General features: G+C 56.1%; 17 protein-coding genes. 9 read left to right on the top strand and 8 right to left on the bottom strand.

Annotated elements, in window-relative coordinates:
* The first annotated feature begins 21 nt into the window (after positions 1-21).
* Genes ACTRXA_RS03055 through ACTRXA_RS03030 form a run of 6 tightly spaced genes read left to right on the top strand, consistent with a single transcriptional unit; the run spans position 22 to position 8,320 of the window.
* Complete coding sequence (locus ACTRXA_RS03055; RefSeq protein ID WP_442425733.1) at positions 22-1,332, top strand: glucose-6-phosphate isomerase; 1,311 nt, start codon at positions 22-24, stop codon at positions 1,330-1,332.
* Between the two features lie 4 nt (positions 1,333-1,336).
* Complete coding sequence (locus ACTRXA_RS03050) at positions 1,337-2,587, top strand: transaldolase family protein (protein ID WP_442425732.1); 1,251 nt, start codon at positions 1,337-1,339, stop codon at positions 2,585-2,587.
* Positions 2,588-2,591: 4 nt separating this feature from the next.
* The gene (glk, locus tag ACTRXA_RS03045; RefSeq protein WP_442425731.1) at positions 2,592-3,593 is read left to right on the top strand and encodes a glucokinase; all 1,002 of its coding nucleotides are present in this window, start codon (positions 2,592-2,594) and stop codon (positions 3,591-3,593) included.
* A 51-nt stretch (positions 3,594-3,644) separates the two neighbouring features.
* Positions 3,645-4,853, top strand: coding sequence for an argininosuccinate synthase (locus ACTRXA_RS03040; RefSeq protein ID WP_442425730.1), 1,209 nt, complete (start codon positions 3,645-3,647; stop codon positions 4,851-4,853).
* 28 nt (positions 4,854-4,881) lie between these two features.
* A complete protein-coding gene (locus ACTRXA_RS03035) occupies positions 4,882-6,282 on the top strand; it encodes a sigma-54-dependent transcriptional regulator (protein ID WP_442425729.1) in 1,401 nt (466 codons plus the stop codon).
* Complete coding sequence (locus ACTRXA_RS03030) at positions 6,272-8,320, top strand: penicillin-binding protein activator (RefSeq protein WP_442425728.1); 2,049 nt, start codon at positions 6,272-6,274, stop codon at positions 8,318-8,320. The genes ACTRXA_RS03035 and ACTRXA_RS03030 overlap by 11 nt, the downstream gene beginning before the upstream one ends.
* Here ACTRXA_RS03030 and ACTRXA_RS03025 read toward each other — a convergent pair.
* The 3 genes from ACTRXA_RS03025 to ACTRXA_RS03015 are packed head-to-tail and all read right to left on the bottom strand — an operon-like array spanning position 8,317 to position 11,726.
* On the bottom strand, positions 8,317-10,743 hold the full coding sequence (locus ACTRXA_RS03025) for a penicillin-binding protein 1A (protein ID WP_442425727.1): 2,427 nt from the start codon (positions 10,741-10,743) through the stop codon (positions 8,317-8,319). The two genes, ACTRXA_RS03030 and ACTRXA_RS03025, sit on opposite strands and share 4 nt — an antisense overlap.
* Positions 10,744-10,784: 41 nt before the next feature.
* Positions 10,785-11,198: a DUF5069 domain-containing protein gene (locus tag ACTRXA_RS03020; protein WP_442425726.1), complete on the bottom strand. Its 414-nt coding sequence runs from the start codon at positions 11,196-11,198 to the stop codon at positions 10,785-10,787.
* A gap of 60 nt (positions 11,199-11,258) precedes the next feature.
* Positions 11,259-11,726: a hypothetical protein gene (locus tag ACTRXA_RS03015; RefSeq protein ID WP_442425725.1), complete on the bottom strand. Its 468-nt coding sequence runs from the start codon at positions 11,724-11,726 to the stop codon at positions 11,259-11,261.
* Positions 11,727-12,040: 314 nt separating this feature from the next.
* Here ACTRXA_RS03015 and ACTRXA_RS03010 point away from each other — a divergent pair, with 314 nt between their 5' ends.
* The 3 genes from ACTRXA_RS03010 (at position 12,041) to tatA (ending at position 16,277) form a co-directional block, all read left to right on the top strand.
* Positions 12,041-15,007 (top strand): hypothetical protein, encoded by a 2,967-nt coding sequence (locus ACTRXA_RS03010; protein WP_442425724.1) that lies wholly within the window; start codon positions 12,041-12,043, stop codon positions 15,005-15,007.
* A gap of 151 nt (positions 15,008-15,158) precedes the next feature.
* Positions 15,159-15,518 (top strand): hypothetical protein, encoded by a 360-nt coding sequence (locus ACTRXA_RS03005; protein ID WP_005010958.1) that lies wholly within the window; start codon positions 15,159-15,161, stop codon positions 15,516-15,518.
* A 213-nt stretch (positions 15,519-15,731) separates the two neighbouring features.
* Positions 15,732-16,277: a twin-arginine translocase TatA/TatE family subunit gene (gene tatA / locus ACTRXA_RS03000; RefSeq protein ID WP_442425723.1), complete on the top strand. Its 546-nt coding sequence runs from the start codon at positions 15,732-15,734 to the stop codon at positions 16,275-16,277.
* 71 nt (positions 16,278-16,348) lie between these two features.
* On the opposite strand, the gene ACTRXA_RS02995 is transcribed toward tatA, so the two are convergent.
* The 5 genes from ACTRXA_RS02995 to ACTRXA_RS02975 form a co-directional block, all read right to left on the bottom strand.
* Positions 16,349-17,356, bottom strand: coding sequence for a lysylphosphatidylglycerol synthase transmembrane domain-containing protein (locus ACTRXA_RS02995; protein WP_442425722.1), 1,008 nt, complete (start codon positions 17,354-17,356; stop codon positions 16,349-16,351).
* 100 nt (positions 17,357-17,456) lie between these two features.
* Positions 17,457-18,647: an NADH dehydrogenase (quinone) subunit D gene (gene nuoD, locus ACTRXA_RS02990; protein ID WP_442425721.1), complete on the bottom strand. Its 1,191-nt coding sequence runs from the start codon at positions 18,645-18,647 to the stop codon at positions 17,457-17,459.
* Between the two features lie 36 nt (positions 18,648-18,683).
* A complete protein-coding gene (locus ACTRXA_RS02985) occupies positions 18,684-21,317 on the bottom strand; it encodes a molybdopterin-dependent oxidoreductase (protein ID WP_442425720.1) in 2,634 nt (877 codons plus the stop codon).
* Positions 21,318-21,341: 24 nt separating this feature from the next.
* Entirely contained in the window at positions 21,342-21,875 is a 534-nt protein-coding gene (locus ACTRXA_RS02980) for an NADH-quinone oxidoreductase subunit NuoE family protein (RefSeq protein ID WP_442425719.1), read from the bottom strand.
* 389 nt (positions 21,876-22,264) lie between these two features.
* A complete protein-coding gene (locus ACTRXA_RS02975) occupies positions 22,265-24,499 on the bottom strand; it encodes a tetratricopeptide repeat protein (RefSeq protein ID WP_442425718.1) in 2,235 nt (744 codons plus the stop codon).
* Positions 24,500-24,658: the final 159 nt, after the last annotated feature.

Below are 24,658 nucleotides of genomic sequence, written 5' to 3'. Positions count from 1 at the left end.
TCTCAAACCTGTCCAAACCACATGAACAACCTCACCCTCAACATCGACAACCTCAAACCCTTCGTTTCCGACGAAGAACTGGGCAGCTTGCAGGGAGAGGTCGATCGGGTCCACCAGCTTCTCGAATCGGGAAAGGGGCCGGGCAACGATTACCTGGGCTGGTTGCATTTACCATCTCATATTGAAGAAGCGGAAATCGCTGCCATCGAGGAAACCGCCTCCGCCATCCGTGCACAGTGCGACGCGTTTGTGGTCATCGGTATCGGCGGTTCCTACCTGGGCGCCCGGGCGGCGGTCACCTTCTGCCAGCCCCTGCTGGGGGGAGCTCAAAAAGCGCCGGAGATCTTTTACGCTGGGCACAACATCAGCGGGGATTACCTCTCTGATCTGGTGGAGACCCTTCGCGGCCGGAGGGTGTGCCTGAATGTCATTTCCAAATCCGGCACGACGACGGAACCAGCCATTGCCTTCCGCATTCTGAAAGAATTGCTGGAAAAGGAAGTGGGGGTGGAGGAGGCGAGGAAGCGCATTGTCGCCACCACCGACCAGAAAAAAGGGGCCCTCAAGCAACTGGCCGATGCCGAAGGGTATAAGACTTTTGTCATTCCCGACGATGTCGGCGGACGCTATTCCGTACTGACGCCCGTGGGTCTGCTCCCCATCGCGGTGGCGGGGATCGATATCCGCAAGCTCCTGCAGGGTGCCCGGGACGAAGAAGCCGCGACCCTTGCCAGTTCGGATATGAAGCACAACGCCGCCTGCCGCTATGCGGCGGTGCGGCACCTGCTTTACCTGCGGGGCAAGACCACCGAGGTGATGGCGTCGTTTCATCCCGCGCTCCAGTACGTGGCGGAATGGTGGAAGCAGTTGACCGGCGAAAGCGAGGGCAAGAATCACCGCGGGCTGTATCCCGCATCGGTGGAGTACACCACCGATTTGCACTCGATGGGGCAGTGGATGCAGGAAGGCCAGCGCACCATTTTTGAAACGTTCCTGCGCGTGGGTCTCTCCAACCGGGACCTGAAGATTCCAAAGATGGAGGACGACCGGGACGGCTTGAATTACCTGGCAGGGAAGAAGCTCGATTACGTTAACGAAAAGGCGTACGAAGGCACCGCCCAGGCGCATCTTGCTGGCGGGGTTCCGAACATGACCCTCACATTGAATAACCGCGAGCCGGAAACACTGGGCGAATTGTTTTATTTTTTCGAAAGGGCCATCGCCCTGTCAGGATACCTGCTGCACGTGAACCCCTTCGACCAGCCGGGAGTCGAATTTTACAAGAAGAACATGTTTCAACTATTGAACAAACCAGGATACGAAAAGAGGTAATCACATGGGTACCATCAGCAAAGAACTGGACGACCTCGTGCACAGCATCGCCGCGCGAAAGATCGACGGAGGCGATGTATCCGGCCAGTATGAAAGCGATCCCCTGCTTGCACGACTGAAGGAGCTGGGAAGCGAGTTGTGGATCGACACGGGCGACCTGGAACTGGCCAAATCAATCTGGCATCGGGAACTGTCCGCACTCACCACCAACAACACCCTCGCCAACCAGGTGGTGCAGACGGGCATCATGGACGACCTCATCAAGGAAACCGTGGAGAAGCTCAACGCCGCCGCCTCCGGCTGGTCGGAGGACGAACAGGTCCGGGAAGTCGGGTTCGTCATCAATTGCCGTATTGCCCTGCGTCTGGTGGAAGCCTTCAAGGTGAAGGTGAGCGTCGAACTGCACCCCAAGGTGTCCCGCGACCTGGAAGCGACGCTCGACTACGCGCGCCGTTACTACAAGGTATGCCCGGAATACTTCATCGTGAAAATCCCGCTGACGCCGGAGGGTTACCTTGCCGTTCGCACCCTGCGTAAAGAAGGCATCCCCATCAATTTTACGCTCGGTTTCTCGGCGCGCCAGAACTACCTGGCCGCCCGGTTGTCGAATCCCAATTACCTGAACGTGTTCCTCGGTCGCCTGAATGCCGTGGTCGGCGACAACAAGCTGGGCGATGGATCGAACATCGGTGAGAAGGTCACCTTCGCCACCCAGCACGCGGTAAGGGAGGCGGGCAAGCAGGACAAGCAGGTGACGTCGAAGCTCATCGCGGCGAGCATTCGCAATGGCGACCAGGTAGCGGCGCTCGCCGGGGTCGATGTGCAGACCATTCCGCCCAAGGCCATGCAGGAGTTCCAAAAGTCGGGACGCAAACCGGAGGAGGTCAAAAACATTCTCAATACCGACCTGAAGCCTGGCGTGGACATGTCCGGCGGTTGGGGTTCTCAGGTGGCCCGGTTGTGGCAGGTGGAGGACACGTTCAAACAGTTCGTGGACACGCTTTTGAAAGACGGTAATCCCGACGGCATGGGCGGCGAGGATCTGGTGAAATTCAGCGAGAAGTCAAAGGTTGACCTGTTTCACCGTTTCTCCGATGGCGACCTCAAAAAGATTTACGATCATGGGAAAATCCCCCAGCTTGCCGACTGGCCGGAAACGGTTGCGCTGGATGATTTGATGACCCAGTCCGCCCTGCAATCGTTCACCAAAGACCAGGACGCGCTGGACGACCGCATCCGGTCGTTTCTGAAATAGCGCGATGATCCTGGCCGGTGATATCGGCGGCACCCACTTCCGCCTGGCCTTGTTCCGGGGCGAAGCGGGGGTGCTGGAGATCGTTCACGAATCCCGTTACAAGAGTCGGGAATTTGCCGATTTCACCGCCGGGTTGGAGCGGTTCCTTTCTGAATCCAAACCCGGGTCCCTGACTCACGCCAGTTTCGGCATCGCCGGTCCGGTACGGGACGGGCGCTGTCAGGTCACCAACCTGCCGTGGGTGGTGGACGTCCGCGACCTCAAAAAGTCCCTGAAACTGGAGAAGGTGGCGCTCATCAACGATTTTGCCGCCCAGGCTGCATCCATACCTTACCTCGGTGAGCAGGATATGACGGTATTGCAGGTGGGTGAGGCCGATTCCACGGGAAATGTGGGCATCCTGGGAGCGGGGACGGGGCTGGGGCAGGCCGTGCTGGCCCCGGTGGAGGGCGGTGACCGTTTCGCGATCATTGAATCCGAGGGGGGGCATGTGGATTTTCCCGCCCAGACCCCCCTCGAAGCAGAGCTTGTCCAATTCCTCAATAAACAGTATCATCGGGTCTGCGTCGAGCATGTGTTGTCCGGGTCGGGGCTGGAGTCCCTGTACGCGTTTTTCCTGACCCGCCACCCGGAACCGCCACCCGGCTGGCTGGAGGCGGAACTGCAACACGGCGACCCGCCGGAAGTCATTTCCCGCGTGGGAATGGAACAGGGGTTCCTTCCCTGTGAGCAGGCGCTGGACCAGTTTGTGAGCAGTTTCGGTGCGGTGGCCGGGAATCTGGCCCTGCAGGTGGTGGCCCGCGGCGGCATATTTCTCGGCGGTGGCATTGCCCCTCGAATCCTGCCCCGCTTGAAGTCCGGGCCGTTTCTGGCAGCGTTTTGCGATAAAGAAAAATTCGAATCCTGGATGGGTGCTGTCCCGGTGAAGGTGATCACCAACGACCGGTGTGCCTTGCGGGGTGCGGCCCACTACATCATCCAGGCCGGCCGGTTTCTACGCGGCTGAACGGGGGCTGTTTTAAAAAGGCGATATTCAATTGTATAGAATGCGAGAATCATGACCGACAAACTGAACAAAATCGTGCTGGCTTATTCCGGAGGACTGGATACCTCCGTCATCATTCAATGGCTCAAAGAAAAATACCACTGCGAGATCATCGCCTACTGCGCCGACATCGGCCAGGGAGCGGAGCTGGAACCGGTGCGGGAAAAAGCTCTCGCCACCGGGGCGAGCAAGGTGTTTGTTGAGGATCTGAAAGAAGAGTTTGCGCAGGATTTCCTGTTTCCCATGCTCCGCGCCAACGCTTTTTATGAAAACCATTACCTGCTGGGAACGTCGATCGCGCGTCCCCTGATCGCCAAGGAACAGATCCGCATCGCCAACCAGGAAGGTGCGGAGGGTGTGTCCCACGGCGCGACCGGCAAGGGCAACGACCAGGTTCGGTTCGAGCTCACCTACATGATCCTGAAGCCGGATGTGGTCATCATCGCACCTTGGCGGGAATGGGACCTGGACTCGCGGAGCAGCCTCATCGACTACGCCACAAAGCACAACATCCCGGTGCCCGTCACCAAGAAAAAACCGTACAGCATGGACCGCAACCTGTTTCACATCAGCTACGAAGGCGGGGTGCTGGAGGATCCGTGGTACGAGCCGGACGCCGATATGTTCCTGATGACGAAGTCACCGGAAGACGCTCCGGACAAACCGACGTACATCGAAATCACCTACCAGCAGGGCAATCCCATCGCCATCAACGGCGAGGCCATGAGCCCGGCCAACCTGATCGCCGCGCTCAATGAGTATGGGGGGGATAACGGCATCGGCCGCATCGATATCGTGGAAAACCGCTTCGTAGGCATGAAATCGCGCGGCGTGTATGAGACTCCCGGCGGCACCATCCTGCATGCGGCTCACCGGGCGCTGGAGACCCTGGTGATGGACCGCGAGATCATGTTTTTGCGGGATTCGCTGATCCCCACCTACGCGCGGCTCATTTACAACGGACTCTGGTACTCCCCGGAACGGGAACTGTTGCAGAAGACCATCGACGAGACACAGGTTCACGTCAACGGCACCGTCCGCATGAAATTGTACAAAGGGAACTGCATCCTGGCCGGGGTGAAAGCCGAGAAATCCCTGTACTCCAAGGACATGGCCTCCTTCGAAAAGGACGACATCTACCGACAGGCCGATGCCGAGGGATTCATCCGCCTCAACGCGCTGCGCCTCAAACTGTACTCACAAACTTTTGGCAATATGTAAATCAATCCCTTACACTGAATTCAGGGATATGAGCAAAATACTGGTTGTCGAAAACGAAAAAAGCATGCGCGACCTGCTGACCATCGTTCTGGAAAAGGACGGTCACGAGGTGGAAACTGCACGCAATGGCGAAGTGGCGGTGGACATGATCCAGGAGCACCAGTACGACGTGGTGCTGACCGACATCAACATGCCGCGCGCCAACGGCATCGATGTGCTCGATGCCGTCAACCGCGTCCTGCCCGGCACCCCGGTGATCATGATGACTGCCTACGCTTCCGCAGAGACGGCAGTCGAGACCATGAAAAAGGGGGCCTACGATTACCTTTCGAAGCCTTTCAAAATCGAAGAGCTGCAACTCATCATCAAAAATGCGGCGGAGAAAAAAAGGCTGGCTGACGAGAACACCTACCTGAAAAGCGCACTCAAGGACAAGTACCAGTTTGCCAACATCATCGGCAAAAGTGAGGGCATGCGGCAGGTGTTCGATTACATCAACAAAGTGGCCAACAGCAACGCCACGGTGTTGATCGGCGGCGAAAGCGGAACCGGCAAGGAACTGGTCGCCAAGGCCCTTCATTACAACAGCAATCGTAAAAACTATCCTTTTATTTCCATCAACTGCGGTGCGATGCCGGAGAACCTGCTGGAGAGCGAACTGTTCGGACACGAAAAAGGAGCTTTCACCAGCGCCGACTCCACCAAGATTGGCCTGATGGAGGCGGCTAACAAGGGAACCTTTTTTCTCGATGAAATTTCCGAAGCGCCTTTGTCGATCCAGGTCAAGCTCCTGCGTGTGCTTCAGGAAAAAGAGTTCACCAGGGTCGGCGGCACCAAGCCCATCAAGGTGGACCTGCGCATCATTGCCGCTTCCAACCGGGACCTCTCGCAGGCGGTGAAAGACAAGGAGTTTCGGGAGGACCTGTATTATCGCCTGAAAGTGATTCATATCCAGATCCCCCCTCTGCGGCAGCGCAAGGAGGACATCTCCCTATTGGTCCATCACTTCATCACCAAGTATTGCGAGGAATACCAGGGGGAGAATAAACTGAAATCGATTTCACCGGAAGCGGTCAAGGTGCTTGAAAATTACGACTGGCCGGGCAATGTCCGCGAACTGGAAAACGTCATGGAGCGGGCGGTGGTGCTGGAATCCCAGGACACCATTCAGGTCAGCAGCCTTCCGGAGGAACTGGTGGGTGCGAAAACTTCCGTGGCCGACAACATGGTGCCATCGCTGACGGACGAGCCGATCGATCTTGAAAGCACTCTGGACAAGATCGAAAAGAAAATGTTGCTGGGTGCCCTTGATAAATCCGACGGCATGATCAACAAGGCGGCGCAACTTTTGAATCTGAGTTTCCGTTCGATGCGTTACCGCGTCAAGAAACACAACCTGAAGGGTAAAATGGATAAAGATGAAGGTTGAAGCGCGCGACGGACAGGTTCCGCGAAAAGCAAAACGTGCGGTCACCGGACGGTTTCATTCGGTGATCCTTTTTTTATGCCTTTTCCTGTTGCCCGGTCCCGGGCTGACGCAGGAGAAGTCCGGCCTTGATCCGCGGAGGTCGCTTTTTTACCAGGGCGAGACGCTGTTTCATAAAGGCGATTTTCTCGGCGCCAAGGCGGTGTTTGAAGATTTCCTGGATTTGTACCCCAACGAGCCTCGTCGCTCGAAAGCGTTTTTTCGACTTGGGCAAATAGAAATCAAGAACAGATATTATTCCTCCGGCCTCAAGTATTTTGAGCTGTTCACCGAACACTTTCCGCAATCCACCTGGAACTATCATGCACAATTGAAGATGGCTGAATGCCTGTTCCACATGGAGCGCTATGAGGAAGCGGAAAAAAGGTTTCGTGCCACTATCAAGGTCAATCCAGACGTCACCCACAAATGGGAAGCCTATTCCTACCTTGCCAGGCTCGACGACCTGCGGATGAATTATGACGACGCCCTGAAAAAGTTCAAAAAAATAATTGAAAAGGGTAGCGATGAGCAATTGTTGGAACACGCACGGCAATCCGTAGAAACCATAGTCGAGGACAAGCTGACCAAGCAGCAATTGCTGAACCTGAACCGGGTGCTGGGCGCGGAATACCCGGGTGACCTGATTCTAAAGCGGCTCATTCAAATCTACCGGAACGAGCGGGATATCGGCAATTACCAGATTGCGTTGGAAAATTTCATCGTGCGGTTTCCTGATCATGAGTTCAATGAAGAGGCGAGATTGGCCTTGCAGGGGCTTCGTGATCAGGAGGAAAATGGAATTCGCATCGGCGTGGTATTGCCGTTGTCCGGTCAACGCGCCCTTGTCGGGCAGCAGGTTTTGCAGGGCATTCAATTGGCCTACAGCCAGTTCAGTGCCGCGAACAAACAGCAGATAAAATTGGAAGTGAGGGATTCCGGGCTGGGTCGTGATGCAACGGCGGTGGTGGAAGAACTGGCTCGCGATCCCAATGTTGTCGGCATTGTCGGGCCGATTCTGAGCTGGGAAATTCAGAGCATCATCCCGATTCTTGAAAAATACAGGATGCCGGTTTTTTCCCCGACGGCCTCGACAAGCGGCCTTGCGGATTTGAGCCCGTTCGTGTTCCGCAATGCGCTCACTAAAGAGCTGCAGGCGCGGTTTCTTGCCCGGTATGCGGTGAATCACCTGAATCTGTACCGCCTCGCGGTTCTGTATCCCACGGAATATTATGGCGAGATCCTGCGGGAAGATTTTGAGCGCGAAGTGCGTGCCCTCGGCGGTGAAATTGTCACCTCCATTTCGTATGACCGCAAACAGAATGACTTCCGTGAACAGATCCTTAACCTGGGCGGGGTCCCCGATGATCGGTTGAAGTGGATGGTCAACCGGTTTTTGCGCCGTGGAGCCAAACCTCCACACCTCAATGACAAGGGAAACGTTTCCCGGCCCATCATTGATGGGGGTCTTTTTTCCGGAAGCGATTCCGAGGGATTGAAGGTTGCGCTGGAAGTCAATTACGACGCCATTTTCATTCCCGGATTTTACGATAAAGTGGGATTGATGATTCCCCAGTTTGCGTTTTACAACATCGAAAATGTTTTGTTTCTTGGGGCCAACGGTTGGAACTCGCCGGAACTGATAGAGATGGCGAGGCATTACCTGAATTCGGTATTGTTTGTGGATGGTTTTTTCCCGGAGGGGAAGGACCCGGAGACCAAAAAGTTTGTTGACGATTTTGAAAAGCGGTTTGGCTCCAAGCCGACTGTGCTCTCCGCCCAGGCGTACGACGCGGCAAATATTTTATTTCAGGCTGTTATGCAAGGCGGGTTCAACCGGCTTGAAATTCAGAAGCGCCTGTCCGAACTTGAAAACTACCCTGGTGTGTCCGGGGTCACCACCATGCTTCCCTCCGGCGACACGGACCGAAGTCTTGTGAAACTGAGCGTGCGGGAAGGCAGGATCGTCCCTGTGAACGGGCCCACCCCGACCTTGGATTAGAAGTTGTCGTTGCCCAGGATGGCTTCCATCTCTCCCGCTTTCATCGGCAAATTGTCCCGCAAAAACATTTCAAGCTTGGCTTCTGGATCGTCGAAATTGGCAGCGTTTCCCGTTTCCGGGTTGACCTTCATGTAAACCACCTCGTCACTCACCGGAAAACTTTTCACCGGCTTGCCCACAAGCGCTTCCTGCATGAATTGCAGCCAGATGGGGATAGCCGCGCGTGATCCGGTTTCGTTGACCCCCATCGGTTCATCGCGATCCTTACCCACCCACACGCCCGTTACCAACTCCGGTGAATAGCCCATGAACCAGGCATCGATGTAGTTGTTGGTGGTGCCGGTCTTGCCCGCGATGGGGCGGTTGAGAACCCTCACTTTCTTCCCGGTCCCGTTGTCCACCACGCTTTTCATCAGGTCAGTGACAATGGCCGCGAGGCCTGACGAGATCACCTGCTGGCTCTGCGTCTCTGCGTAATAAATGGCGTCGCCCTGGCGATTGTTGATGAAGCGGATTGGAACCGGCTCGATTCGCCGGCCCTGATTGGCGAAAACAGCGTAAGCCTTGACCAGTTCATACAGGGTGACGCCCGAAGAGCCCAGGGCGATGGACAGATTGTTGGCCATGGGACTGTCGATGCCCAGGCGCCGCGCCACTTCAACGGCTTTCGGCACCCCGGTGTGCTGCAAAAGTTTGATGGTCACCACGTTGCGCGAATGCGTGAGCGCGGTGCGAAGCGAAGTGGGACCGTAAAACTTTTCGGAAAAATTGACCGGTTTCCATTTGTCAAAAGTATCTTCTTTTTCTTTAAAGATAATTGGGGAATCGATGACGATACTGGCAGGCGTGTAGCCATCCTCTATGGCCGCCGCGAAAATGATGGGTTTGAATGCCGACCCCGGCTGGCGCACCGCCTGCGTGGCGCGGTTGAACTGGCTTTTTTTGAAGTCGTAACCGCCGACCATTGCCTTGATGTGGCCGTTGGTGGGGTCGAGGCTGATGAGCCCCGCCTGCACTTCCGGTTCCTGCTCCAGACTGAGGTTCCATTCGCTCGCGCTTTGCTTCTGGCCCAGTTTTGCCAGGATAACGTCGCCAATGGAAAGTGCCTGACGTGCGCTCTTTATCCGGGACCAGCGGATATCGAGCCGCGTGTTGGGTTCACGCGCCCAGTCCATGTCCTCAAGTTCGATGGTGCCCTGTGCCCCGCCCAGATACACGTTGGCATGATCCTGGCGCACCCGCGTGACCACTCCGTGAATGATGTTGCCTTCAAAGAATAAACCTTTTTCTTCGTCAACCAGATCAGCTTCTTCATTCAGTTTGGTGAGAAGGGCGTCTACCGATTCACGGTGAGTGAGGTCGGTTACACGCTGGATCGGGCCCCGATAACCGAACCGCTTGTCCGCTTCGCGCAGCCCGTCACGCACCGCTTTTTGCGCGGCCACCTGGCTGCGGTAATTGAGGGAGGTGTAGATTTTCAGGCCGTCCCGGTACAGTTTGTTGGTGCCGTATTTTTCCTGGATGAACTGGCGGATGTACTCCACAAAATAGGGGGCCTTGTTGACCGGGTCCGCGACCTGTCCCAGCTTCACCTCTTCCGCCAGCGCCTGTACCTTTTCCTGTTCGGTGATGAAACCGTTGTGTGCCATACGGCGGATGGCGTGGTTTCTGCGGTTGACCGATTTTTCCAGGTCTTTATAGGGTGAGTAATGGTTGGGTGCTTTGGGCAGGCCCGCGATCAGGGCGCACTCGGCGATGGTGAGTTCCTTGACCGGTTTGCCGAAATAAGTCCGTGCGGCCGCTTCCACGCCATAACTTCCGTGGCCGTAATAAATCTGGTTGAGGTACATCTCCAGGATTTCATCCTTGGTGAACACCAGCTCCATACGGATAGCCAGAATGGCTTCCCGGATTTTGCGTTCCAGGCTTCGTTCGAAAGATAGAAACAGCGTTTTGGATAACTGCTGGGTGATGGTGCTGCCGCCCTCAACCACGTGCCCGGCCTGAAAGTTTTTGATCATAGCGCGGATGATGGCTTTTGGGTCGATGCCGAAATGGTAGTAGAAGTTTGAGTCCTCGACCGCCAGCGTAGCCTGTTTGAGGTGGGTCGGGATATCCTTCAACGGTGCGAGGATTCGTTTTTCAATATAAAACTCCGCGATCAATTCATCATTATCGGAGTAAACGCGGGAGATGGTGCTGGGCTGGTAATCCTTGAGCTGGCGTACGTCCGGCAGCCCCTGGGAGTATTTAAAGTAAATGAATCCGGCGGCGGCAAACCCGATCAGGAGGCCGAACAACGTGAGACCAAGGAACGAGAGCAGGAGCGTGCGTTTCCATCCACCTCCCGATTTTCTGGGGGCGCGGAGGTTGCGTGGAGCGCGCTGGGGGTTCTGGTTTTTGAGGAATTTTTTGTTTGTCATTCAGGTCAGGGAATAGTCTCCCTGTTCCAAGCAGGGAAGGGTCACATTCGGCCCTCTTCCAGGTCGATCAACTCCGCCCAGCTCGTTATGTCGTCCCGGGTGCGGTCGATGGAATTCAGGAGGTTTTTGAATTTTTCCCGTGCTTCGTCGTTGTCCGGCGACGCGTTCAGGATGGCTTCATTGATTTTTTCGAAATCCCGGCGGGACTTGTCCTGTACGAGATACTCGACCCACTCCTCTATGGTGGCTTCGGGAAACGATGCGGCCTTTTCCATGAAGGTATCGGAATCCACGTTCAGGAACTCCAGAATCATTTTGTCGAGAGGACAGGGATAAATGTATTCTCCCAGTGTGTTTTTGTGACAGGCGCGGGCTTTGTCGATCATTCGTGGTACATGAACCAGCTCCGCAAGCCGTTGTCTTGGACTTCTTGGGTATCTTGCAGTCAAATTCATAAAAGTACGATAGGAAATGGATTGAACCGCGGAGGATGAAACCGTTGGCAGTAAGCGGAATCAATCCAGGCGGACGCGGTTCAGGTTCTTAAAATAGCTGGCTTGCTTTATCGCCGCGGCACCTTCCGCGCCGAGGTTGTTGCGGAACAGGTCGAGCGTGTTGAGACTTGCGAAATTCTCCGAGGCGGCCAGATACCGCGCGCCTTCTTCTCCAATCTGGTTGAACTTCATCACCAATTGCTCGAGATTGGAGACATTCCCGGAGTGGGCAAGGTGTTTGGCTCCTTCAGCTGTGATCTTGTTCGATTTCAGGTTCAAGACTTTCAGGTTTTTGATGTGGGGGCTTCCGGCCAGGGCAGCCACACCTTCATCCCCGATTTCGTTGTCACCCAACTCGAGTTTGATGACCTGGCCCAGTTGTTCCATTTGCGCCAGAGCCTTGGCTCCTTCATCACCCAGGCGACGGTTTTCCAGGTCCAGGGTGTCGCCGTTGATGAAATTCTTTGAAAACAAATCTTCCAAATCCATATTATTTCAAACCTCTAGGTAATAGCGAACATCTAATCCACAAGTTTATTTAATTTTTGGAACCCGATCAAGGGGCAAGGCGGTTTTGCCGGGAAAAGTTACGATCTCTCCCGGTATTCTGCAATAAGGTCCTTGATTTCCCGTCTGCTACCGCAAAATCAACTTGTCTGGTTTTCATGAACCGCAATCCTGTTAAATCTGCTGTTTCCTATCATCAGCGGACAAAACACCATTACCACAACCTGGCAAAAGGCCCGGGGCACCTGGATTGGGCGACGCAACCCAACCCGTTTCGCAGGTACGAAGATGCGCCGTTGGTATATTTGCCCCCGATTGTTTCCGACGACTCCCCCCCTTATTACAAAATTTTTGAAGAGAACGCCATTGAACCTTGGTTGCTCAATGCAGACTCCCTTTCGCGTTTTTTCGAATTGTCGCTGGCCATCTCGGCGTGGAAGCAGGCGGGTGACAACCGCTGGGCATTGCGCAGCAATCCGTCCAGCGGCAACCTGCACCCCACGGAAGGCTATGGGGTGCTCGATGCGATGGAGGGCATCGGGGACGCTCCGGGAGTGTACCACTACGCGCCGAAAGAACACGGGCTGGAGAGACGTGCCGAACTGGACGAGGAAACGTTTCGTTCATTGCTGATAAATTTTCCGGATGGGACTTTCCTTGCGGGATTGACTTCGATTCACTGGCGGGAAGCATGGAAGTACGGTGAACGCGCGTTCCGTTATTGCCAGCATGACATCGGCCACGCGCTGGGGGCCTACCGCATTGCCGCCGCAGTGCTTGGATGGAAACTGGTCCTCCTCGAGGATATGGACGATGTCGCCATCGCGGGGTTGTTTGGGCTTGATCGCGAAGCCGATTACAGGGAGGCCGAGGGCGAACATCCGGACCTGGTGGCGGCGGTGCTCACGCAACCGGATGAGATGCCGCCCGTCAGGAATCTTCCTCCGGGTGCGGTGCAGTCGGTGCGCCGGGCGAATTGGCGAGGACGCGCCAATCGTTTGAGTCCGGATCGCCGCGAATGGCCGGTCATCGACGAAGTCGCGGAATCGACATTGAAACCCGGGCCGGGGAGGTGGGACCGGGTTCCACCGTTTCCCGTCCGTCATGATTGGTTGAATTCTGAACTCCCTGTGCGCCAGCAACGCATCACCGCGCGACAGATCATTCGGCAACGCCGCAGTGCCGTGGCTTTCGACGGTCAGACCGGCATGACGCGCGATGCGTTTTACAAAACTCTTGCGCAAACCATCCAGTCTGTGCCTGCCGACGCGGTGCCGTGGAAACCGTCCATTCATTTTTGTCTTTACGTCCATCGTGTGGAAGACCTGCCTCCGGGAATCTATTTTTTCGTTCGGGATTTGGGGCAACTGCAACGCCTCAAAGAAAGCACCGACTCCGCCTTTCTGTGGCAACGGCCGGAGGGCTGTCCGGAACAATTGCCCCTTTACCTGCTCAAGGAGACGAACATCCAGCGGGAAGCGGCGCAGGTGAGTTGCACCCAGGAGATCGCCGGGCAAAGCGCGTTCAGTCTGGGCATGATCGCTGAATTTCATGATTCCCTGGAACAACAGGGCGCCTGGTATTATCGCCGCCTGTTCTGGGAAGCGGGCATCGTGGGACAAATGCTGTACCTGGCCGCCGAGTTCATGGGCCTCCGCGCCACCGGCATCGGGTGCTATTTCGACGATCCCGTGCATGAAATCCTGCGCCTTCGCGGCAACACCTACCAGAGCCTGTATCATTTCACCATCGGCGGTGCGGTGGACGACAAGCGCCTGACCACCCATCCCGCCTACCCGTGGTCGTGTGACCTGGTCGAAAGCCGTTTCGATTCCCGCAAGGGCGGTGCCGAGATGGACGCCTGTGCCGAGCGCACCCGTTTGCTTCCCGATGCGGCGTGCATCGACTGGAATGGAAGACGGGTGAGCCGTCTGGGACTGGGATTGAAGTCCTTCGGGCGCGTTCAACGTCAACACACGGAGGCCATCGATGCCTTCCTCGGAAGCCCGCTGAATGTTGTTGAAACCTCGCCCGATTTTTCGGAAGGGGAAGACCAGATCGTTTTCGGGGATGCGCTCAACCGCCGTCTGAATGCCGGCGGACAGGGGGCGGAGGGGGTGTTCGTCATCACCGCCCTGGGTTTGGCGAAGGGGCGGCATCACCGCCTTTTGCAGGACCTCGAAACCCGCGGCCGCCCTGTACCGGATGTGATTCCACTGGGTGCGGACCGTGCATTCTGCATGCACCCTGATTTTTTGAAGGACCAGATTGACCGCTCCATCCGCCGCACCGGTCTGCCGCAACTGGACCTCGTGGTCCTGCGCCTGCCGGAGGAGGCACTGACGACGCTGGATAGTGAAGCCTGCCGGGAACAGGTACGTCGTGCATTTCTTTATTTGCAGGAAGAATGCGAACGCGCGCGAATTTCCGGCTTTGGCATTGCCTTCCCCGACTGGCTGGAAAGCGAGCCCCGGTGGAGTGGCTTCACCCTGGAGACCGTACACGCGGAGAATAAGGACTTGCCTGGATTTCAAGCAATCGAATTTTCCGCCAATTTCATTCATGATCGGGCCGTTACGGGAAGCGGAAAGGGTCCGTCGTTGGTGGAACGCGCAAAGTCCCTGGGACTCAAAACCATTGCAGGCAGACCCTACCGTGCGGTTGTGGAAGGGGAGGGCGTGGTGCTCATCGATTACCCGGAAAGCGAATCCGGAAACCGCGAACAGAAATGGGACTGGTTGCTGGACGAGTTGAAAGAGTTGGAAACGCGCATTCACCTGAACAGCATGGCCGATGGGCGTAATTTGAAAGAAGTGCTGGAGCAGGCAAGCATTCCTTCGCCGTTCAAGTTCCGCGACCTCCTCGAGCCGGTCCGTACTTTCAAGCCCGAAAGCAGCCGGCAATTGAACGAAGTGCTCGAGAACATCCGGCAGGTTTATTTCCGCGCCCGGTCACTGGGCGAACAGACCGTGCAGGCCCGCCTGTGGGATCCTGTCAGCTTCGATGAAATGTTTGGTACTGCCGAGCAATATGTCGATTGGATTTCGCAGGATTTGAAGGTTCGGTTTCACCAGGAATCCAACTCCAGAATCGAGTCCCTGCGGGAACGTTATTTTCCCGGTACCCCCGAGGCGATCCCTTTGCAGGTTCTGGGAGTGAAATGGCTTCTGGACCGGGGAGTGGATATCGTGTTGTCCGGCATGACCCGCCGGGAATATGTCGCCGAAGCAAGTCGCATTTTAAACGCCTTCGACAACTCCTGATCCTGGCATTATCAGGAAGAAGGAATTTTGGTTACCTGTAGTTGGGTGATCCCGGATAAACCATGGTCTAGAAAATGTTTTAATTCGGGCATGGAAAATGATAGGCTTTTTTATAACCGTAAACCCAAAATTTTTGTGGGAGATTAGGAATATGAGAAAACTGCTGGTCAGTTTGGTTATCGCTTTCGTGATGATGATCCCCTTCTCGGCCATGGCGGATGAAGGTCCCATGAAATTGCCTGACAGTGCCCCTGAAAGCGCCAAAATGCACAATCAGGAAGGCATCAAACATTGGAATCAGGGGCATTACGATGTCGCTTTCAAGCATTTTGAAGAGTCCGCCGGCATCGATGCATCCAACGGTGAAATTCATTTCAACGAAGCCATCGCCTTGGACAAAATGGGTCAGCATGGCAAAGCCACCATGCATTTCAAAGCGGCCAAGTCCCGCGCCAATGGCAACCAGGCCATCATCAATTCCCCGATTTTGAACGCCCATATCGGCGGGTGACGCAAACCGGGGCGTGATCGGGAGCTCCTCAAATAGGCAGAAGTCCTTGTGAATTAAGGGCTTCTGCTTTTTTTTGGGTTGATATCCCGGATTCTCGATTTCCAGGTTCGGGTGGTTTAGTTGGTGTCTGCGATTATGCTATAATTCCTACAGCATTTCCCCTGAGTGCCAGTGCCCGTCAGGGTCCTAAAATTTTCTTTTAAAGAGGTTTTTATGATGGGGATCGGTTTTCCAGAGTTGATGGTGATCCTGGTGATCATCATGATCATTTTCGGCGCCGGCAAGTTGCCGGAGATCGGCAGTGCCTTTGGCAACAGCATTCGAAATTTCAAAAAGTCGATGAAGGAAGCGGAAGAGGGAGAGGACAAGGAAATTGAAACCGCCGCCGTGCCGGAGGGCGCACAGTCGGCCCCCGCCCAGCCGGAGGGAACTCCCGGGCTTCAGCCGTCTGCCCAGAACACGGCCACCACGGTTCCCTCAGGACAGTCTTCGTCCCAGCCGGTGACGGCGCAGTCCACCGGAACCGCTCCGCAGTCGGGACAGAACCCCGCACCGAATGCGAAGAAAAAAGACAAACCGAAAGACGAAGCCGAGAAGATGATCGAGGACGCGATCAATGAATTGAAAGAAAAACGCATTGATACGATTAAAACGAAGCACGACGGACTGGTTCAGCAGTCGGACGTATTCACCGAATCCCTGAAACGCACACCCTTCGGACGCGGTCGTGATCGCGGGGTTTCGCGCGATGTATTCTAAGATGTAAGGGAATCCGTTTTCAAAGCGGCCATCCGGTCACTCGCTGAGTGCCACCGGGTGGCCGTTTTTTTTCAGGGTTGCTCTGAGGACTCCGCCGGGATGCGCATGGGTTTGAATGCGGCGCTTCCACCGAGCAGGAGGCCGAGCCCGATCCAGATCAACTCGCGAATGCGCCGCACCAGGGACACAGCGAGCCCGAGCGGGCCGCTCATCCCCATCGACATGAATATCACCACCAGCCCCGCTTCCTGCGCCCCCAGGCTGACCGGAATGAAGAAACTGCCCACCCGAACCAATTGCAGGATCGCTTCGATGGTCCACAACTCCATCCAGCTCAACTCGACGCCGAGAAAATAGAGCGTGAAGTAGAGTTCGATCACCCCCGCCGCCCAGCCCAGCCAGCCGTACCAGATGGATTTGAAGCAGAGCGTGCGGTGTTCACGGTAGTATCCCGACATCATGTTGCAGAGTTGGAGCATGTGGTCCACAGCCGGGCGCGCCTCGCTTTTGGGAAAGGTGCGGTCAAACCAGCCGACCAGAATGCTCAGGCATCCCGTGATTTGGAACAGCAGGAACAGGATAATGAGGATGGAGAAGGTGATGAGTCCTGCGGCGCTGCCGTTCTTGAACGTTTCGTCGATGCCGTCGGCAAAAAACAGGAAGACCGTTCCCGGAATCATGAACAGGATGAGGCTCAGCATCAGCGTGGTGCGCGCCACCACCTGCGAGGCCAGCCCCTGTTTGTAACCGAGGCCGTACTGCTCTTTCAGGAAATGCGCTTTCACCGGCTCGCCGCCCAGGGATCCGAACGGCGTGATGGCGTTGAACGATTCGCCGATGGTGCGGACTTTCCACAGTGCGAAGGTGGTGAGCTGTTCCACTTCTTCGGGTTTGAAGGCGAACTGCCAGGACCGCGCGTCGAAGTAGGCGACCAGCCCATAGGCAAGGAACACCAGGCCGAAGCCCCAGCCCATGTCCAGCAGGTGATGGGTGACGTCCTTGAAGTCGACGGTGCTCACGGCCCACGCAAACAGGCCGACGCCGAAAAGAAAAAACAGGGGTTTCAGGAGTTTGGACATGATGCTCTGCGGACCGGGGATGAAGGGCGTGGTGCGCCCGATCCTTTGAGAATAGGGTCAATCGGGAGGGAGGTCAACCGGTTGATGGAAGTGGAACCGCTTACCGGTCGCACTCACCGCCGATCATGTTGATCATGTCGAAGGTGGGGATGATGTCGGCCAGCATGGCGCCGCGCACCATCACTTCCATCGCCGCCGTCATGGTGAAGCAGGGCGGGCGCACGCGGCACTTGTAGGGACGGCCGGAACCGTCGCTCACCAGGTAAAAACCGAGTTCGCCGTTTGCCGCTTCCGTGCCAAGGTACACCTCGCCGACCGGCGGTTTGATGCCGTCGATGGTCAGCTTGAAGTGGGCGATCATCTCTTCCATGCGCGTGTACACATCCTGCTTGGAAGGCTGGCGCATGTACGGGTTGTCCACGTTGATGGGACCGTCCGGCATGTCTTTCATCGCCTGCTTGATGATCTTGTAGCTCTGCTTGATTTCCTCCATGCGCACCAGGTAGCGGTCAAAGTTGTCACCGGTACGGCCGAGCGGGACGTCGAAGTCGATGCGGTCGTAAACCAGGTACGGCTGGGCCTTGCGCACGTCGTAATCAACACCACAGGCGCGCAGGCACGGTCCGGTGAAGCCATAGGAAATGGCTTCTTCCACCGAGATGATTCCCGTATCGCACATGCGGTCGAGGAAAATGCGGTTCTTGGTGAGCAGCTTGTCGACATCGTCGAACAGCGCGTCCAGCTTCGGGTAGGCGGCTTTCAGGTCGTCATCCAGGTCTTCCGGGATGTCGCACATGAGTCCGCCGATGCGCACGTAGTTGGAGGTGAGCCGCGCACCGCAGATTTTTTCCAGGATGTCCCACAGGATTTCGCGGGCCTCGACAAAGTAGATGAATGCTGTCAGGGCGCCGAGCTCCAGCGCCGCCGCCGCGATGTTGGTGTAGTGATCGGCGATGCGCATCAACTCGTTGGTGACGACGCGGATGTACTGGCACCGGTCAGTGCATTCGATGCCCAGGAGTTTCTCCACCGCCAGCGCGTAGCTGATGTTGTTCATGATGGCGGAGCAGTAGTTCAGCCGGTCCGTGTACGGGAAGACGTTGGTGTAGGTGACGCTTTCGCACATCTTCTCGAAGCCGCGGTGCAGATAGCCGACCTCGACTTCGCAGTCCACCACGGTTTCGCCGTCCAGCGTGAGGGTGAATTTAACCGTTCCGTGCGTCGCCGGATGGGACGGGCCCATGTTAAGAACCAGGTGTTCGGTATGCAAACTCTCCTTGAGATCGGACATGTCTTCTTTCTGCTCCTAGATTGTGATGCTTTGGACTCAGCCGGCCTTCGAGATTTTGACCGAAACCAGACCCTCTTCACCGTTCCGCATCTTGTTGATGGGAACGTCCACCCAGTTCTTGGGAATGTACACGACACCCTGAACCGACCGCTTGCTGACCTCCACGGGAACCTCCACCGTGTGTGTGGACGACTCGACACGGATGCGGTCGCCGCTTTCCACGCCCAGTTCTTTCGCGTCCTTCGGATTGATCTCGGCGATGCAGTCCGGCCCGATGTCCATCAGCGCCTTGGCGTACTGCGTGTAGGTGCCGATGTGGAACATGTGGTTGTTGCTGATCAGTGTGAAAGGATACCCGTTGCCGTTCGTGGACGGAGCGGCTTCCGCTTCAGTGACCGCAAAGCCCGGCTTGTGGCCGCTTTCAGCGGGGGTCCATTGTTTGGACTTTTTGCCGGGGAACATTCCCTTGTAAATGGGCGCGGCGATTTCGATTTCCGCCTGCACGTCCTCGACCGAATTGAAATCGAACGGCTTGCCAAACGCATCCGCCAGGTCGAGGAAGATGTCGAAGTCCGGGCGCGACTCGCCTTCCGGCAGAACTGCGGGAGCGACCTTCTGAACGTGGCGGGTCATGTTGGTGAACGTGCCCTCCTTCTCCGCGTAGGTGCAGGACGGCAGAATGAGGTCCGCCATTTTCGCAGTTTCCGTCATGTACGAATCGTGCACCACGAGGAAGGGAACCGTCTGCAGTGCGTTTTTCACCGCGTCGGCCTTGTAGTAACTGTGGCAGGGGTCCTCGCCGGCAATATAAAGCATCTTGACGTGGCCCTTGGTGCAGTGTTCCCACAGGTCATCGACCAGGTTTTCCCCTGTGAGCTTGAGTTCATTGAGGCCCCAGGTTTTGGCCAGATGCGCCAGCGCTTCGGAGTCGTCCGCGCGCCGGTAGCCCGGCAGGTATTCCGGCGTGAGTCCCATGTCGTTGACGCCCTGCGAATTGCAGTGCTCGCGAGGGGGATAGATGCTGACACTGCCTTCGCCGCCTGCATGCACCAGGACCGACAGGTTGAGAAGCGCATTCAGGATGGCCTCGCCCTGGCCGGTTTCGTGGATGTCGTTTCCGACCAGGATGAACCGGTCGGCATTGCGGCTGAAGCGTTCCGCGGCGCGGGTGAGGGTCGCGTCATCCAGACCGGTCGCGTTCTCAGCGTACTCGGCGGTGTATTTGGACAACGACTGCACAAACTGGTCGTAATTGGGCAGAACGGTTTTCACCTTGCCCGTGTCCACGAGGTTCTTGTCGATCAGGATTTTGCTGATGCGGTTGGCCACCACCAGATCCGAGCCCGGTTTGTACGTCATGCGCACTTCTACTCGGGATTCGTGGTGGAAGACCACGTTCCGCGGGTTGGCGATGAGGATGTCGGTGCCGAAGTTGATCGCTGCCTTGCGGATGGAGTTGCCCGCAACCGGGTATTCCGAGGGAATGTCGGTGTTGAACAGCAGCACCACGTCTGCCTCATCCAGCTCCGTGATCGGCTTGGACACGATGCCGTTTTCGAAGCACTGCTGGGTGAAACGGTTGACGTACGGCGCCCGCAGCTGGTTGAGATTGGTCAACTGATTGGTCCCGACCAGACCGCGGAACAGTTTCTGGAACAGGTAGTTTTCCTCGTTGGTCAGCTTTTCCCCGCCGATGGCGGCGATGCTGGCCGGTCCACTGCGGTTGATGGTGGCTTTCAGGCGATCGGCGATGGTCTCCAGCGCTTCCGACCAGCTGACTTCCTGAAAGGTACCACCGACATTCATCATCGGCTGCTGGATGCGCTGCTTGTTGTGGACCATGCCGTGGCCAAATCGGCCCTTGGCGCACAGGTTGCCTTCGTTGATGCCGAGGTCGAACGTTTCGTCGCCTTCGATGCGCACCAACTGGCCTTTCTTGGTTTCCATCTTGACCGTGCAACCCCATGAACAGAAGTTGCAGGTGCTGTGGGTGGTCTTGAACATGGACACCAGCCCTCGTGCGCTCGAAGTCATGTCCATCAGGGCGCCGGTGGGGCAGACGGTGATGCACTGACCGCAGAACTCGCAGTCCAGCGGCTCGTCGTTGGCGGTGCCGATGCCCACCTGGTAGCCGCGCTTGTGGTAATCCAGTGCCTGCACACCCTGAATCTCGTCGCACACGCGCACGCACATGCCGCACATGATGCACCGGTTCAGGTAAAACTCGATGATCGGGTTGGTCTTGATGCTGGGCTCGTTGCGGCGCTTGATTTCGAAGCGGCCGTTCCACAGCTTCAGGTGGTCGGTATTGTCCTGCAGGGGGCAGACGCCGGATTTGTCGCAGATCGGGCAGTCCAGCGGGTGTTCGACCAGCAACATCTCCAGGCACGCACCGTTGTAGCGGCTGGTTTCATCCGTGTCCGTACGGATCTTCATGCCTTCGGACACCGGATGCGTGCAGGAATAGACGAGGTCCTTCTTGCCGTCCTCGTTGATTTCCACCATGCATGTACGGCACGCGGCGAACGGCTTCAGTTTGGGGTTCGAACACAGGTTGCTGATAAAAATATCCGCCCGCTTTGCGGCATCGAGGATCATCGTGCCCTCAGGCGCGGTGAGCGGCTTGTCATTGATCGTGAAGTTGACCGTTTTTCTGACGACGGTACTCATTTATTCCTTCGGCTCCTGGTATTTTTAAAGCTTGTAATGATCACAGATTTCGTAGGTTTTTTCCGGGTCAATGGTGCCATGCGTGTCTTCGCCGATGATGGCCATCGGAGCGGCGCCGCAGTTGCCGAGGCAGGAGGCAAATTCCAGCGTGAACAGCTTGCTGGCATCCGTTTCGCCCTTGCCGATCCCGTATTTTTCCTGCAATTTCTGAGCAATAACGGGAGCGCCTTTGACGAAACAGGCCGTACCGTAACAGAGCTTGAAAATGTACTTGCCCGGCTCGACGATTCGGTACTGGGGGTAGAAGGAGATGACGCCGTAAATCTCCGCACGCGTGATGTTCAATTCCTCCATCACCACCTCGACGATCTCATCCGGAAGAAACCGGAACTCGTTCTGGATCTTGGTCAGCAGGGGAATCAAAAACTGGCGCGACCGGCTCGGAAAGGTGTCCATGATCTCATAGACCTTGTCCATGCAGATTTTCGTTTCTTCCGGGGCGGCGGTCTCCACGGAGGTGGATTCTTCCTGATTGGTTTCGATTTCCGGGTTGTCCATGAGGGGTCTCTATAATGGATGGGTTGACAGTTAGAAACTGAACCGTAACTCATTTGAATTATGGCAGGTTAATCTTATCAAACCTGCGGAAAAAAACGAAGTATATAAACCCGGCGAATAAGCTGTCAACCTAAATATGGTCGCGGGGAAGTGTTGAAAAAAGAAGGGGACGAGTGGGGCGCGTACGGACCCAAAATCGAAACTGCAATGCGCCTCAGCAACTTCGATTCGATTCCATGCACCCCTGCAATAATTGCAGGGGTTTCTTTCGGTGCACTAACCACACTCCATGCGGCAGTCAACCCGAAATAAAGAGGAATAATTTCATTGAAAGAGTTAAGGTATTAAAATGGGGATATTTATTTAAATACTTGTTTTTAAATGAAAAATTATTTTATTTTTGGCGGGTTTCTTTTGCTGGTCCGGGTTTCCAGTTCTGCGAGCCGGGTCAGGGCGCCGGTGTGGTCGGGGTCGATACGGAGAGCCATTCGGAAGGCGGAGCGGGCTTCCCCTGGCCGATGCGCGGCGGCAAAAGCAACACCGAGATTGAAGTGGGCGTCTGCGTTGCTGGGATCATAACGCGTTGCCTGCTGGAAAGCCCAAACGGCTTCCCGGTACCGCTTGAGTTGCAGCAATACCCAGCCACGGCTGAAATGGGCTGAAGGGTTTTTGGCATCAACGCGAAGGGCACTGTCCAGCGATGTGAGTGCGTCCAGATACCTTCCGAGAAGATCGTAAAGCATCCCCAGGTTGAACCGTGGCTCAAAATAATCGGATTTCAGCCGGATGGCCTCGGAGTAGGCATGAATGGCTTTATCCGGTTGTCCGATTTCGCTGTATATGACCCCCAATTGATTGTAGATTCTAAAGTTTTCCGGATCCAGCTGAACCGACTGATGGTAAGCCTTGAGGGCCGGCTGGTATTGCCGGAGGTGCCAGTAGGCATTTCCCAGTTTCAGGAGAATCTTTTGCCGACGGGTGACATCGCCCATCGCTGCCCGGAGAGCAGGCACCGCCTCAGCGTAGCGCTCCAGTTCCAGGTAGCTGTCCCCCAGCATGGCCTGGGCTTGAAAATTGTCCGGATTTCGCGCCACCGTCCGTTTCAAATGAACCACGGCCTGCTCATGCCTGCCCAGCCGGGTGAAGATGATGCCCAGCCCGAGGTCCGCCTGGGGAAGATCCGGGTTCAACTGCAGAGCTTTTTTGAAGGGAATGACGGCTTTTTGCAGCTGGTCCAGTTGCATGAGTGCGTCACCCAGAAACATCCAGGCCTGGGAGCGGCCGGGGTCCCTGCGCAGGGTCTCGCGAAGCGGTACGATGGCCGCCCGGTAGTTTCCTAATTGCCATTGTGTGGTTCCCAGGCTTTGCCAGATTTCCACTGAATCTGGAAAAAAGCGGAGGGATTTCTGGTAAGCCGAGACGGCATCCTGCCAGCGGTTGAGTTCTTCATAGGCACGGGCCAGTTTCAGCTGCACAGGCCCATTTTCAGGGTCGAACCGCAGGACGTTTTCAAACTCCTCTGCGGCCCTTTGGTAATTTTCCTGAAGCAGGCTGAGGTCCGCGATGCGATGGTGAGCGCGGACGTGTTTCGGGTTCAGGCTGAGCACCTGCATGTACTCGTCGATCGCTTTTTCCATTTGCCCCAGGTTTTCCAAAGTCTGACCGAGGTGGAAACGGATATCGAGATCGTTCGGATCAAACCGCAGCGCGTTTTCAAAAGACTCGCGGGCGTTGACGAATTGGCCCAACTGCAGGTATTCACGACCGAGCTGGTAATGACTTTCAGCCTGCTGCGGTTGTACGAACGTCAGCTCCTTGAACGCCAGCATCGCTTCCCGGTGTTTTCCCATACGGCTGAGGGCGCGGCCCAGGTATTTTAGGGCCAGTGCGTTTTTGGGATCGATGCGAAGGGCATTCTCCAAAGGTTCCAAAGCCTTTTCCAATTGGCCGGTGGCAACCTGAATGCGGCCGATGGCGGCGTAGGCGTCGGCAAAATTGCTGTTGAGGTCGAGGGTCTGCTTGTACTGGTCGATGGCAGAGTCGAACTGGGACAGCGCTTCCATGCTCTTTGCCAGAGCAAATCTCCATTCGGGGTGCAGGGGGCTGAGTTCCAGCGCGATTTTGTATTCCGGGATGGCTTCGGTGTGCCGGTCGGTTTCCGCGTAAGTCCGGCCCAATGCAAAATGGGCCCGCGGCATGCGGGGATTGATCCGAAGCGAGTTGGTCAGGTGTTCCAGCGCCTCTTCGTATTTCTTAAGCTCCAAATTGGCATATCCCAGACCAAACTGGGCATTGGCAAAATTCGGGTCCAGCAACACCGCTTCCCGAAAGGCTTCGGCGGCCTCCTTCGTGTGGCCCAGTTGGCTATGGGCTTCGCCGATCTGGTAGTAGGCACTGGAAAAAAGCGGCTCCACCTCCAACACCTTTTTGAATTCAGCGATGGCCTTGTCATACAGGCCGATCTGCGCGTACGCCCGCCCCAGCCCGAAATGAGCGATGTAGTCGTTGGGGTCGACTTTGAGCGCGTCCCTGTATTCCTGCATGTGGAGAAAGTCAGCGTTTGCGGGCACATTCGCAAGAACCGTTCCCAGGAACAGCGACAGGATAAAGGCAATTTTTTTCATGTTTAATCTCTTCATGGGAAACCTTGTTTCGTATCGTCACAATTCTCCGGGAAACAAGAGGGAGGTGGCAATTTCTCTGTTCAGGGTCACGAATTTTGCGGCCGGTTGCCAGAGTTTGCGTGCAGGATCGTTTTTAGTTCAAGTGAATTTTCTGTGCCG

Origin of the sequence: Nitrospina sp. P1_D6, assembly GCF_052156615.1 — a bacterium.
In the GTDB taxonomy this organism is placed as follows: domain Bacteria; phylum Nitrospinota; class Nitrospinia; order Nitrospinales; family Nitrospinaceae; genus Nitrospina.
This window is presented reverse-complemented; position numbering and strand designations above follow the sequence as displayed.